The 13,459-nt window shown below is 64.8% G+C and carries 11 protein-coding genes; 1 reads left to right on the top strand and 10 read right to left on the bottom strand.

From position 1 onward, the window contains the following. Positions 1–189: 189 nt before the first annotated feature. From AC0L2J_RS30530 to AC0L2J_RS30485, 10 genes are all read right to left on the bottom strand, one after another. The gene (locus AC0L2J_RS30530; protein ID WP_007605181.1) at positions 190–1,524 is read right to left on the bottom strand and encodes an HlyD family type I secretion periplasmic adaptor subunit; all 1,335 of its coding nucleotides are present in this window, start codon (positions 1,522–1,524) and stop codon (positions 190–192) included. Further along, on the bottom strand, positions 1,521–3,266 hold the full coding sequence (locus tag AC0L2J_RS30525) for a type I secretion system permease/ATPase (RefSeq protein WP_007605179.1): 1,746 nt from the start codon (positions 3,264–3,266) through the stop codon (positions 1,521–1,523). The genes AC0L2J_RS30530 and AC0L2J_RS30525 overlap by 4 nt, the downstream gene beginning before the upstream one ends. A gap of 260 nt (positions 3,267–3,526) precedes the next feature. Further along, entirely contained in the window at positions 3,527–3,796 is a 270-nt protein-coding gene (locus AC0L2J_RS30520; RefSeq protein WP_473395480.1) for a GlsB/YeaQ/YmgE family stress response membrane protein, read from the bottom strand. Between the two features lie 97 nt (positions 3,797–3,893). Next, the gene (locus AC0L2J_RS30515) at positions 3,894–4,871 is read right to left on the bottom strand and encodes an ABC transporter ATP-binding protein (RefSeq protein ID WP_473395479.1); all 978 of its coding nucleotides are present in this window, start codon (positions 4,869–4,871) and stop codon (positions 3,894–3,896) included. Next, positions 4,868–6,283 (bottom strand): amidase, encoded by a 1,416-nt coding sequence (locus AC0L2J_RS30510; protein WP_473395478.1) that lies wholly within the window; start codon positions 6,281–6,283, stop codon positions 4,868–4,870. Before AC0L2J_RS30510 ends, AC0L2J_RS30515 begins: the two co-directional genes overlap by 4 nt. Then, complete coding sequence (locus AC0L2J_RS30505) at positions 6,280–6,477, bottom strand: hypothetical protein (RefSeq protein ID WP_063994598.1); 198 nt, start codon at positions 6,475–6,477, stop codon at positions 6,280–6,282. The genes AC0L2J_RS30510 and AC0L2J_RS30505 overlap by 4 nt, the downstream gene beginning before the upstream one ends. Next, positions 6,474–7,535 (bottom strand): ABC transporter ATP-binding protein, encoded by a 1,062-nt coding sequence (locus tag AC0L2J_RS30500; RefSeq protein ID WP_473395477.1) that lies wholly within the window; start codon positions 7,533–7,535, stop codon positions 6,474–6,476. The genes AC0L2J_RS30505 and AC0L2J_RS30500 overlap by 4 nt, the downstream gene beginning before the upstream one ends. A gap of 2 nt (positions 7,536–7,537) precedes the next feature. Next, complete coding sequence (locus AC0L2J_RS30495) at positions 7,538–8,440, bottom strand: ABC transporter permease (RefSeq protein ID WP_007605173.1); 903 nt, start codon at positions 8,438–8,440, stop codon at positions 7,538–7,540. A 208-nt stretch (positions 8,441–8,648) separates the two neighbouring features. Then, positions 8,649–9,602: an ABC transporter permease gene (locus AC0L2J_RS30490; protein WP_007605172.1), complete on the bottom strand. Its 954-nt coding sequence runs from the start codon at positions 9,600–9,602 to the stop codon at positions 8,649–8,651. 194 nt (positions 9,603–9,796) lie between these two features. Beyond that, positions 9,797–11,455: an ABC transporter substrate-binding protein gene (locus AC0L2J_RS30485; RefSeq protein WP_063994596.1), complete on the bottom strand. Its 1,659-nt coding sequence runs from the start codon at positions 11,453–11,455 to the stop codon at positions 9,797–9,799. A 211-nt stretch (positions 11,456–11,666) separates the two neighbouring features. Between AC0L2J_RS30485 and AC0L2J_RS30480 the strand changes: the two genes are divergently transcribed. Continuing rightward, positions 11,667–13,262, top strand: coding sequence for an ABC transporter substrate-binding protein (locus tag AC0L2J_RS30480; RefSeq protein ID WP_473395476.1), 1,596 nt, complete (start codon positions 11,667–11,669; stop codon positions 13,260–13,262). Positions 13,263–13,459: the final 197 nt, after the last annotated feature.

Raw genomic sequence — 13,459 nt, 5'->3', positions numbered from 1 at the left:
CGTCTTGCACTTGTCCTCCGCGGGGTGGGGGGCGATAAAACCACATAAACCAATAAAAAAAAACCAACACCCACCCCGCCCGTCATTGCGAGCGTAGCGAAGCAATCCAGAAATCTCGCCGCGGAGGCAACCTGGATTGCTTCGCTACGCTCGCAATGACGAAAGGAGGCGCGGATGCGCCTTCGCGCGTCACTTCTCCCGGAACGCCCGCATGAACTGGTCGTGCAGCGGCTTCATCAGATAGGACAGCATGGTGCGGTCGCCGGTCTGGACGAAGGCTTCCGCCGGCATGCCGGGGATCAGCCTGGAGTCTCCGAGCTTGGCGACCTCTTCTGCGGACAGCGAGACGCGGATGGTGTAGTAGCTCTGGCCGGTGCGCTGATCGGTGGTGACGTCGGGCGAGACGCGGCTGACGACGCCGTTGAGCTCCGGGGTGGTGCGCTGGTTGAAGGCGGACAGGCGCAGCAGCGTCTTCTGGCCAATCTGGAGCTTGTCGATATCGACCGGATTGACCTTGGCCTCGACCTGGAGATCGTCGGCCTGCGGCACGATCAGCATGAGGGCGTCGCCGGCGGTGATGACGCCACCAACGGTATGCACGGTCGATTGCAGCACCATGCCGTCCTGCGGTGCGCGGATGTCGACGCGGCGAAGCTGGTCCTCGGCGGCGACCTTGCGCTCGATCATTTCGCCGATCTTGTCGTTGGTCTCGCGCAGATCCTTGGAGACCTCGCTGACCATATCCTTGTCGACCTGGATGATCTGGAGCTCGGTCTCGGTGATCTTGCCCTTGGCCTGCGCGCGCGAGGCGATGTATTGCGCGCGCTCGCCGTTGAGGCGGGCACTATCGCGTTCGAGCGTGGTCAGACGGGAGATCTGCACCAGGTGTTTGTCATAGAGATCGCGGACACCGATCAGCTCCTGCTGCACCAGCGAGATTTCCCTGTCCTTGGCCCGCTCCTGCGCGGAGAGGCCCTCGATCTCCTCGTTGAGCTGCTGGATGCGCTCGCGCAGCTGCGCCTTCTGGCCGGCGCGCCCGTTGACGCGGACGTCGAACAGCTTGGTTTCGGCCGAGAGCAGCGCCTTGACGTCGGGATCGTTGCCGCGATCGAGCAGCGCTTGCGGGTAGTCGATCCTGTCGATCCCGCGCTGCTCGGCCTGGAGCCGCGCCGCACGCGCCTGCGCGGCGTCGAGATTCTTGGTGACGATGGCGAGGTTGGCCTTGGTGACGGTGTCGTCGAGCCGCACCACGATGTCGCCGGCCTTGACCACGTCGCCGTCGCGGGCACGCACCTCGCCGACAACGCCGCCGGTCGGATGCTGAACCTTCTTGACGTTGGATTCGACCACGATCTGACCCGGCGCGATCAGCGCGCCGGAAATCTGCACCGTCGAAGCCCAGCCGCCGAGGCCGACCAGGAGGACCAGCACGATCCCAAGCCCGAGCATCAAGTGGAACCGGATCGACTGCCGTACGGTCCGCTTCGCGGCAGGCTTTGCGCCGCCGAGCGCCATCGTGCTCATGCCTTGGCTCCGCCTTCGCTGACGATCTTGATCGGCGCCGGCGGCGTCACACGCGGCTGGAGCACCTGGGCGAGCACCTGTTCCTTCGGCCCGAAGGCCTGCATGCGGCCGTCGCGCAGCACCAGGATCTGGTCGACCGCTTCCACGCCGATCGGGCGGTGCGCCACCACGACGACGATGGCGCCGCGCTCGCGCGCCGCGCGGATGGCGCGGGTCAGCGCCTCGTCGCCTTCGGTGTCGAGATTGGAATTCGGCTCGTCGAGCACGATCAGGAACGGGTTGCCATAGAGCGCGCGCGCCAGCGCCACGCGCTGCGCCTGGCCCGCGGAGAGCGCCGTGCCCTGCTCGCCGACCTGGGTGTTGTAGCCCTCGCGCATCTTGATGATCATCTCGTGCACGCCGGCTTCCTTGGCGGCGGCGATGATGCCATCGGAGGTGGCCTCGGGATCGAAGCGGCTGATGTTCTGCGCGATGGTGCCGCCGAACAATTCGACGTCCTGCGGTAGATAGCCGATATGGCGGCCAAGCATGTCCGACGACCACTGGTCGAGCGCCGCGCCGTCGAGCCGCACCTTGCCGCGGACCGGCTGCCAGACGCCGACCAGCGCCCGGATCAGCGACGACTTGCCGGAGCCGCTCGGTCCGATCACGCCGAGGCCGTTGCCGGCTTCGAGCGCGAAGGTGATGTCCTGCACGATGAGGCGCTGGTCGCCCGGCGGCACCATGGCGACGCCTTCGACCGAGAGGCGGCTGGTGGGCGCCTGCAGCTGGGTCGGCATCGTCTGCGCCGGCATCTGCTCCAATAGGCGGGTCAGGCGGTGCCAGCTCTGACGTGCCGCGACAAAGGATTTCCAGTGCGCGATCGCGAGGTCGACCGGCGCGAGCGCACGGGCCGAGAGGATCGAGCCGGCGATGATGATGCCGGCGGTCGCCTCCTGGTGGATGACGAGATAGGCGCCCACCGCGAGCACGGCCGATTGCAGCATCATGCGCAGCACTTTTGCGACCGCACCGAGACCGCCGGCGACGTCGCTCGCACGCTGGTTGCCGTCGAGATATTTTTCGTTGGCCTCGCTCCAGCGCGCGTTCATCCGGCCGGCCATGCCCATCGACACCATGACTTCGGCGTTGCGGCGGCTGGCTTGGGCGAGATCGTTGCGCTGGGCCGCAAGCCCCATCGCCTCGCGCGCCGGCTGGCGGGACATGAACTCGGTGACCAGCGTCAGCCCGACCAGGATGACGGCGCCGACCAGCGCGGTGACGCCGATCATGACGTGGAAGGCGAAGCAGATGGCGAGATAGAGCGGCAGCCAGGGCAGGTCGAAGAACGCGCTCGGGCCCATGCCGCCGAGGAAGGAGCGGACATTGTCGAGATCGCGCAGCGGCTGAAGCCCCTCGTTGCGGCTGCCGACCAGCAGCGGCAGGCGCACGATGGTGTCGAACACCCGCTTGTTCAAGGCTTCGTCCAGGGCGGTGCCGACCCGGCCCAGGATCCGGTTGCGGATCATGTCCAGCACGCCCTGCGCCATGTAGAGGAAACTGGCGAGGACGATCAGGCCGACCAGGGTCGGAATGCTGCGGCTCGGCAGCACCCGGTCGTAGACCTCCAGCATGAAGATCGACCCGGTCAGATAGAGCAGGTTGATCATGCAGCTCATCAAGCCGACGCCGACGAACGCCGTGCGACAGGCGCGCAGCGCATCACCGAGCTCTGAGCGGCGGACGCCGGGAACGGCTGCCATCAGTCTGATCTCTTTCGGGTAGGGGCCAAAGCCCCTGATTTCAAAGGCAAATTCAGGAGTAATTGACCCGGATTAACATCGCGTTTGCGCTCATCGCCCAACGCAGTCGAACACCCGGGACCCCTATGGCCCACATCACCCCCGACCGACCTTGCACGCAAGTCCGGAATCTCACGATCTTGCGGCTTTTTCTTGCAGACATGTCACCTCTCCCCGGGCGGGGAGAGGTCAAAAGTTCGATCAATTGAACCCGGGCGCCATTAGAACCGGCCGCCGCCGCGGACCAGCCGCACCACCAGCAGCAGGATGACCGCGCCGATGGCGGAATAGATGATCTCCGATATCAGCCCGGTGCCGATGTGAATGCCGAGCTTCGGAAACAGGAAGCTTGCCACCAGCGCGCCGGCGATGCCGATCACGATATCGCCGATGATGCCGAACCCGGTTCCGCGCACCACTTTGCCGGCCAGCCAACCAGCGACGAGGCCGACGAACAGGATGACAAGCAAGCCTTCATTCGAAATGTACATAAGCGAGGTCCCTCTCCATGAACGGTTCCATGGAAGCGGAACCGGGATGAACGAGGTCTGAATGCTGTTCCCCCGTTCCCCGCTTGCGGTCCAGGTATCACGACAGCGTGGTGACCGGCTCCGCCAGCACGCACCGGGCCGCCCGGCCCGGCCCGACCTCCACATTCCCTGGCAGCTGCTCCAGGCAGCGCGGCTGGGCAGCGGGGCAGCGGGGCGCAAAGGAGCAGTTGTGCGGCCTCTCGCCAAGCGACGGCGGGGTGCCGGGGATGGTCTCGAGCCGCTGTCCCCGCTTGGCCCCGTGGACGGTCGAGGCGAGCAGGCCCTTGGCATAGGGATGCACCGGCGAGCGGACGATGTCGCGAAGCGTGCCCTGCTCCACGATCTGGCCGGCATACATCACCGCGACCCGGTCGCAGATCTCGATGGCGACGCCGATGTCGTGGGTGACGAAGATGACGGACATGCCGAACTCGCGCTGCAGCTCGCGCAACAGCAGCAGGATCTGGATCTGGACGGTGGCATCGAGCGCAGTGGTCGGCTCGTCCGCGAGCAATATCTTGGGACGACACGCGAGCGCCAGCGCGATCATCGCGCGCTGACGCATGCCGCCGGACATCTCATGCGGATAGGCATCGAGCCGGCGTTTTGCGGAAGGAATGCGCACGACCTCGAGCATTTCGAGTGCGCGCGCCCTGCCCTCCGCATACGACTTGCCTTCGTGACGCACCACGCTTTCGGCGATCTGCGCGCCGATGGTGTAGACCGGATCGAGCGCGAGCGCCGGCTCCTGAAAGATCATCGACACGGTCTGGCCGCGGAACGACGACAGCTGCTCGTCGTTCATGGCGAGAACGTCGCGGCCCATGACGTTGACCTTGCCCGTGATCTGCGTGCGCTTCTTCGGCAACAGGCGCATCAGCGCACGCAAGGTCACGCTCTTGCCCGAGCCGGACTCTCCGAGCAGGCCCAGCACCTCGCCGTCGCCGAGCGAGAGGCTGAGATCGTTCACGGCATAGACCGTGCGCTCGCCGGTGAAGCGGATGTTGAGGCCTGAGATCTCGACGAGCTTTGTCATGACGAAAGTTTCGGCAGCCTGTCGTGGTAGTCGGTGGCGCGCTGGAATGCGGCGCCGATGGTGAGCAGCGTCGCTTCATCGAAGGATCGGCCGATCAGCTGCATGCCGATCGGAAGGCCGCTTTTGGTGAAGCCCGAGGGCACCGTGAGCGACGGCAGGCCTAGGTAATTCACCGGACGGGTGAACAGCGTCAGCCGCTGCAACAGCGCCGGCGCATTCGGCCCGCCGCCGACGTCGCTCTCCTCGATCGTCGGCGCCGGCACCGGGGACGCCGGTGCGATGATCGCGTCGACGCCAGCCGTTGCTGCATTGTGCGCGGCAAGTGCCGGCCCGCGCCAGCGCATCGCCTCGAGATAGGTGATGGCGGGAACCGCGAGCCCGTTCTGGAGCCGCATCAACACCTGCGGACCATAATTCTGCGGCCGCTCGATCATCCAGCGCTTGTGGAAGGCGGCGGCTTCGGCTGCAAGCACGAGCTGGCTTGCCGAGGACAATTGCCGCTGATCGGGCAGCTCGACCGTGACGATGTCGGCGCCTTCGCGCTTGAGCACCGCAATGGTCTCGTCCAGCACGCGCGCGACCTCGCCGTCGAGATCGTCGACATAGAAGGACGAGGGGACCCCGACCTTGAGGCCCTTCAACGAGCCCTTGGTCGCGCCGACATAGTCAGACAGCGGCTCATGACTGCAGGTCGAATCCTCAGGATCGGGGCCGGCCATCAGCGCCAGCAGCAGCGCGCAATCCTCAGCGGTGCGGGCGAGCGGGCCGACTGTGTCGAGCGACTGCGACAGCGGCATCGCGCCGGCGCGGCTGACCCGGCCAACGGTGGTTTTCAGTCCCGTGACCCCGCAGAAATGCGCGGGCATGCGGATCGAGCCGCCGGTGTCGGAGCCGAGCGCGGCATAGGTCAATCGCGCCGCGACCGCCGAGCCGGAGCCGGACGACGAGCCGCCAGTGATATGCGCGACGTTCCAGGGATTGCGCACCGGACCGTAATGGGCGTTATGGCCGGTCGGGCCATAGGCGAATTCGGCGAGATGCAACGTGCCGAGGCGAACCTGGCCCGCATCCTTCAGCCGCTGCAAGGCGGTGGAGGTCACTGTCGGAACGAAATCGCGGCGGATCAGCGAGCCGCAGGTCGCGATGTGGCCTGCGTCGTAGTACATGTCCTTGTGCGCGAGCGGCACCCCGTGCAACGGACCGCGGACTTCGCCCTTGGCGAGTTCGGCGTCGGCGGCTTCGGCCGCCTTCAGCGCCGCCTCTGCCTCGATCGACATGAAGGCGTTGAGATGCGGCTGCCACTGCGCGATGCGATGCAACAGCGCGCGCGTCACCTCATGCGAGGACACCTGCTTCATCGCGATCGCGCGCGCGACCTCGGTGAGCGTCATCAATGCGGGCTCGGTGCTCATTTCGAGAGCTTCGCAGTCTGCACGATCGGATAGAGCGCGGGCTCGAGATCGAACGGCAACGTGCCGGCAATGGCCGCAAAGCCCTCGAAGGCTGATCCGATGGAATTGGAGATGCGCGCCGCGATCTCGTCGTCGACGGGAACGCCGGCGACCTGTGCCGTCGCCTTGATCTCTTTTGTCGTCGGTCTCGTCATGCGGTTTCCTCCTTCGGCGCGCGGCTATGGCCTGACCCCGGGATCGCCATGTAGCACGCGGCCTCGTGGCCCATTCTATCGAGCGCGGTGAGTTTTGGTGTCGCATTTGCGCAGAGCGGCTCCGCAAACGGACAACGGGTGTGGAAGCGGCAGCCCGAGGGCGGATCGATCGGATTGGGCGGATCGCCCGTGATCGGCGGCGTCTCGGTGCGACGGTCCGGATCCGAGGACGGCATCGCAGCAAGGAGTGCGCGCGTATAGGGATGTGCCGGCTGGTCCCAGACCTGGTCGACCGGGCCGAGCTCGACGACCTCGCCGAGATACATCACCAGCACACGATCGCTGATATAGCGCACGACGTTGAGATCGTGACTGATGAAGAGATAGGTCAGGCCGAACTCGCGCTTGAGATCGGCAAGCAGATTGAGCACCTGCGCCTCGACCGATTTGTCGAGCGCAGAGACGGCTTCGTCCAGAATCACCAGACGCGGCGACAGCGCCAGCGCCCGCGCGATATTGACGCGCTGGCGCTGGCCGCCGGAGATCTCGTGGGGGTAGCGGTTGGCGAAGTTTGCGGGAACCAGGCCCACCTTGCCCAGCAGCTCGCGCGCCAGCGCGCGCGCGGCGCCGTCGGCCATGCCATGCACCTTCGGACCGAAGGCGATCGATTCCTCGATGGTCAGGCGCGGATTGAGCGAGGCGTAGGAATCCTGGAACACCATCTGCATGCCGCGGCGCAACTCGCGCAAGGAGAGCGACTGGCCGACGCTCATGCCGTCATAAATGATGTCGCCGGTATCGCGCGGCATCAGATGCATGAGCAGCCGCGCGGTGGTCGACTTGCCGCAACCGGACTCGCCGACGATGCCGACGGTCTCGCCCTTTGCGACGGTGAACGAGACATTGTCGACCGCACGCACGGTACGCTTTGCGGCAAACAAGCCGCCACGAACCGGGAAATGCTTGGTCAGGCCGTTGACCTGAAGCAGCGGCTGCGCGACGCCGCCGCGGTCCTCGACCGGTTCCAGCATCGCGACGGAGGCGTTGGTTTCGCTCATGGCTAGTTCCTGATGTCCATGGCGCTGCGCAGGCCGTCCGAGAGCAGGTTGAAGCAGATCGAGACCGCGAAGATCATCGCCCCGGGGAGCGCGGCGACCCAGGGGTTGACGTAGATCGCGGTCCGCAGGGTATTCAACATCAGGCCCCATTCCGGCTCCGGCGGCTTGGTGCCGAGTCCAAGGAAGGACAGGCCTGCCGCAAGGATCATCGAGACCGAGATCAGGCTGGTCGCGTAGACGAAGATCGAACCGAGCACATTGCCGAGGATATGAACGCGCATGATGGTGAACGGTCCCGCACCCGAGGCGCGCGCGGCATCGACGAAGTCCATGTTGCGCACGCCGGTCGTGACGCTTTCGGCGACGCGGGTGATCTGCGGCACGAACACGACGGTCAACGACACGATGGAATTGAGGATGCCCGCGCCCAGCGCGCCGGAGATCGCGATCGCCAGCAGCACGGACGGAAAGGCGTAGAACACGTCGATCGTGCGCATGATCGCGGTATTGAGCTTGCCGCCGACATAGCCGGCAACGAGGCCGAGCGACGTGCCGATGCAAAAGGCGAGGATCACCGGCAAGATGCCGATGAGAAGCGACAGCCGCCCGCCATAGATCAGCCGCGCCAGCATGTCGCGGCCGAGCTCGTCGGTGCCGAGCGGGTAGCCTGATGTGCCGATGTGCCGAAGGCGGCGGATCATCGAGCCCTTGTAGGGATCTTCCAGACCGAGCCACGGCGCAACGATCGCGGACAGGAAGATCAGCAGCAGCACCAGTGCGCAGACCATGCTGACCTTGTCGCGCCGGATACGGCGGCCGACGGTCGCCCAATAGCCGCGCGCCTTGGTCGCGGGCGCGGACTGAAGCGCCGCATCGCTGGCGACGGACAACGGAAGCTCGGTCATCAGCGAGCCTCCGTTAAGCATCGCCGAATTCGATGCCCATCAAGACGGCGGAGCACCTCTCCCGCGTGCGGGAGAGGTCGGCGCGCAGCGCCGGGTGAGGGTTCTTTCCTCTTGGGGGTTCTCGATTGAGGAGACACCCTCTCCCCAACCCTCCCCCGCAGGCGGGGGAGGGAGCGCACCTTTTTCACGGTTCCAGCCTCGCTCATCGCTAGCCCCGCTTGATGCGCGGGTCGATCGCGGCTTGCGCGATGTCGACCAGCAGATTGAGGAAGACGAAGAACAGCGCCAGGATCAGGATCGTGCCCTGGAGCAGCGGCAGGTCGCGCTGGAAGATCGCCGAGTTGAGCAGGAAGCCCGAGCCCGGCCAGGAGAACACGGTCTCGATCAGGATCGAGCCGCCAAGCATGTAACCAAGCTGAAGTCCCATCACCGCGAGCGCGGTGGGCGCGGCGTTCTTGATGACGTGACGGAACACGCCGCGCTCATGCAGGCCTTTTGCACGCAGCGCCTCGACGAAGTCCTGGCTGAGAATGTCGCCGGTCAGCGCGCGCACCGTGCGGGTGACGATGCCCATCGGGATCACCGAGGTCGTGATCGCCGGCAGCACGAGATATTGCAAATGCGCCCAGTCCCAGGCCCAGGCGGCGGAGCCGCCGGATCCGGCGCCGACGGCGGGCAGCCAATTCAACTGGACCGAGAAGATGATGACGAGCACCATGCCGAGCCAATAATGCGGCACCGAAACGCCGGCGATGGCAAAGGATGTCGCCAGCTTGTCGATCCAGGTTTCGCGGAAATAGCCGGCGATCAGGCCGAGCAGGACGCCCATAGTAAAGCCGATGATGGCCGCCGCAATCGCCAGCGTGACGGTGTTGCTGACCGCGCGCATGACTTCGGCGAGCACCGGGCGGCCCGTGGCGATGGAATTGCCGAGATCGCCATGAAGCGCGCGGAGCAGCCAAAGCCCGAACTGCACCGGCAACGGGCGATCGAAACCGTAGGCGGTGCGGAGCTGGGCGGCGAGCTCCTGCGAGGCATCGGCCGGCAGCACGGCCACCAGCGGATCGCCCGGCGTGATGTGCACGAGCAGAAAACACACCAGCGCGACGCTGATGACGATCGGGACGACGTAGACGATGCGTCTGGCGATATAGGCGAGCACGTTGTTTCTTTTCTTCCCTTCTCCCCTTGTGGGAGAAGGTGGCGCGAAGCGCCGGATGAGGGGTTGTTTCCGCGAATGATACTGCGTCAGTTGAGAGGTCCGCTTTCGCGGAGACAGACCCCTCACCCGGCTTCGCTAAGGCGAAGCCACCCTCTCCCGCAAGGGGAGAGGGTGCACTGCGTATGCGGCGCGAACTATTGCATTGACACCAGCGAGAAGTCGATGAACCAGCTCTTCGGCTGCACGACGCCTGTCACCTTCGGGCTGATGGCGCGGGGACCGACGTCGTGGGCGACGTAGAGGAAGGCCGCGTCGTCCACGGAGGCCGCGTGCAGTTCGGCGAGCGCGGCGTCACGCGCGGCGGGATCGAAGGTCTGCCGTGCCTTCTTCACGAGCTCGTCGAACTTGGGGTTGTTGATGAAACCCCAATTGTTCGAGACCGGCGGGGCCATGCCCGATTGCAGGAAGCGCACCAGTGCGAAGAACGGATCCATCGCCGCGTAGGTGACGTTGGTCGCGTTCGAGCCGTTGGCGCTGGGATCCTTGGCACCGCGGCGCCAATTGGTGAACAGCGTATTCCATTCGATGACGTCGAGCTGCACGTCAAAATAGCATTCGGCCAGCGCCTGCTGCAGATATTCGTTCATCGGCAGCGGCTGCATCTGGCCCGAGCCGGACGCCGAGGTCTGGGTCTTCACCGTCAGCTTCTTGTTCGGGCCGAAGCCTGCCTCCTGCATCAGCTTCTGCGCAGCCGCCTTGTCGTACTTGATCTCGAAGGTCGGCTTGCCGCGCCAGGGATGGCCGACCTCGAAGGTGCCGGTCGCCGGCACCATCAGCCCCGCGAGCAGGCCGTCCTTGAGGCCTTCGCGATCGACGCAGAGGTTCGCGGCCTTGCGGACGCGGATGTCGTTCCAGGGCGAGCCCTCGACGCGCGAGAACTGCCACGGCCAGACATGCGGCTGCTCGTTGGCGTAGAGCTTGAAGCCGCGCTGCTTCAATTCAGGCAACGCGTCCGGCGCCGGGGCTTCGACCCAATCGACCTGGCCGGAAAGCAGCGCTGCGGTGCGCGCATTTGCTTCCGGCATCGGCAGGAGCACCATCTTGTCGACCTTGGGCACGCGGTCCTTGTTCCAGTAGCTCGCATTCTTGACCAGCTCGAGCCGCTCGCGCGGGGTGAACGCGGCCATCTTCCAGGGACCGGTGCCGGCTGCATCCTTGGCGAACGCGGTCCAGGCCGCCTGCGACTTCGCCTTGGCGTCAGCGCCCTCCGCCTTGTCGTAGAAGTGCTGCCATTTCGCCGGGCTCGCCATGAAGAGGTTGGTGAGGTTGATCGGCAGGAAGCTGTCGGGCTCCTTGGTGGTGAGCTCGACCGTCATGTCGTCGATCTTCTTCGCGGACGCCAGCGTCGGCATGCGCGAGGCCGTGACGCCGACCTGGCTCGGATCGAATTGCGGCGCATCCTGCTTCAGCACCTTCTCGACATTCCACACCACGGCGTCTGCATTGAACGGCGAGCCGTCATGGAAGGTGACGCCCGGCCGCAGCTTGAAAGTCCATTTGGTCTTGTCGGCATCGTCGACCTTCCACTCGGTGGCAAGGCCGGGGATCACCACGCTGGCCTTGTCGGCCGAGGACAGGTCCCAGCCGGTGAGCGCGTCGTACATGGTGAGGCCGGTGAAGCGGTTGCCCTCAAAGCCCTGATCGGGCTGGCCCAGCGTGCGCGGAATATCGGCAGCAGTCATGGCGATGCGCAGCACGGTTTCGGCACCGGCCGCGCGCGGCCACGCAGCTGCGCTACTGAGCGCCAGCAATGCGATCAGCGCCGCGCGGGTCTTGTTTTTGTTGATCAGCATTGCCTCAATCCTTTTTCCGGCTTCGATGACTAATTTTGATGCAAACGTATGCAATGGCTATGCCAATGGGGAAACTTTTTCTGCAAATTGCCCCTGCGACGACAAGTCCTTGTGATCGCACGTCGGCGAGGGCAACGCACTGCCTATTCTGGCATCAAGATTGCAGGTTTGGCTCCGATTGTCCTTGAAGTCTTCCTTGGAGCTTTGACCTATGCGTATCCGACTATCGACCTGTTTCGCCGTGCTTGCACTGGCGTTGTCCGCGCTTCCGGCGGGCGCCGAAACGGTGCTGCGCTACGGCATCTCGATGGCGGACATCCCGCTGACCACCGGCCAGCCCGATCGCGGCGCTGGCGCCTATCAGTTCACGGCCTACACCATCTACGATCCGCTCGTCGCGTGGGAGATGGACGTCGCCGACCGCCCAGGAAAGCTGGTGCCGGGACTGGCCACCGAGTGGAAGGTCGATGACGAGAACAAGACCAAATGGCGCTTCACCTTGCGCAAGGGCGTGAAGTTTCACGACGGCAGCGAGTTCAACGCCGATGCCGTGATCTGGAATCTGGACAAGGTGCTCAACGACAAGGCACCGCAATTCGACAAGCGCCAGAGCGCCCAGGTCAAGACCCGCCTGCCTTCGGTCGCGAGCTACGCCAAGATCGACGACTCCACAGTGGAGATCACCACCAAGACGGTCGATTCCTTCTTTCCCTATCAGATGTTGTGGTTCCTGGTGTCGAGCCCCACGCAATACGAAAAGCTCGGCAAGGATTGGGACAAGTTCGCGAGCCAGCCTTCGGGGACTGGCCCGTTCAAATTGACCAAACTGGTGCCGCGCGAGCTCGCCGAGCTCACGAAGAATCCGGATTATTGGAACAAGAAGCGCATTCCAAAGGTCGACAAGCTCGTGCTGGTGCCGATGCCGGAAGCGCTGACGCGCACCAATGCGCTGCTCGCCGGGCAAGTCGATCTGATCGAAACGCCGGCCCCGGATGCCGTGCCGCAGCTCAAAGCTGCCGGCATGAAGCTCGTCGACAACGTCACGCCGCATGTCTGGAATTATCATCTGAGCGTGCTGCCGGGTTCGCCCTGGACCGACATCCGCCTGCGCAAGGCGCTGAACCTTGCGGTCGATCGTGAAGCCGTGGTGGGCCTGATGAATGGGCTTGCAAAACCCGCCAAGGGACAGGTCGATCCGTCGAGCCCCTGGTTCGGCAAGCCGAGTTTCGAGCTGAAATACGATGTCGCCGCCGCCAAGAAGCTGGTCGAGGAAGCCGGCTACTCCAAGGCGAAGCCGTTGAAGGCCACCTTCATCATCGCACAGGGCGGCACCGGCCAGATGCTGTCGCTGCCGATGAACGAATTCTTGCAGCAGAGCTTCAAGGAGATCGGCATTGACATCGATTTCAAGGTCGTCGAGCTCGAGACACTCTATACGCACTGGCGCAAGGGCGCGGCCGACGAGATGAACGCCGGCATTACCGCCAACAACATCGCCTACGTCACCTCCGACCCGCTCTACGCCATCGTCCGCTTCTTCCATTCGAGCCAGATCGCGCCGGTCGGCGTCAACTGGGGCGGCTACAAGAATCCGAAGGTCGACGCGCTGATCGACGAGGCCAAGCAGACCTTCGACAGCACCAAGCAGGACGAGCTGCTGGCGCAGGCGCACGCGTTGATCGTCGACGACGCCGCGCTGGTGTGGGTGGTGCACGACACCAATCCGCATGCGCTGTCGCCCAAGGTCAAGCAGTTCGTCCAGGCCCAGCACTGGTTCCAGGATCTGACGACGATCGGGGGGGAGTGAGGCTCAAGGCCGGCACTCAGCTTCCGCAAACACCACTGTCGTCCTGGCGAAAGCCAGGACCCATAACCACCGGCTTTGGTTTGACGACGACTGGTGGCTAGCAGCGCGGCGCCGCAACTGCTCCCTGGGGTGATGGTGTGGACGGCCCCTTACGGCATCAGTGTGCCAGAATGAGGTTGTCAGAAACTCATTCACAG

This window comes from Bradyrhizobium sp. MV1.5, assembly GCF_055807615.1.
The sequence above is the reverse complement of the archived record's forward strand: the minus strand, read 5'-3'. Positions and strand labels throughout refer to the sequence as shown.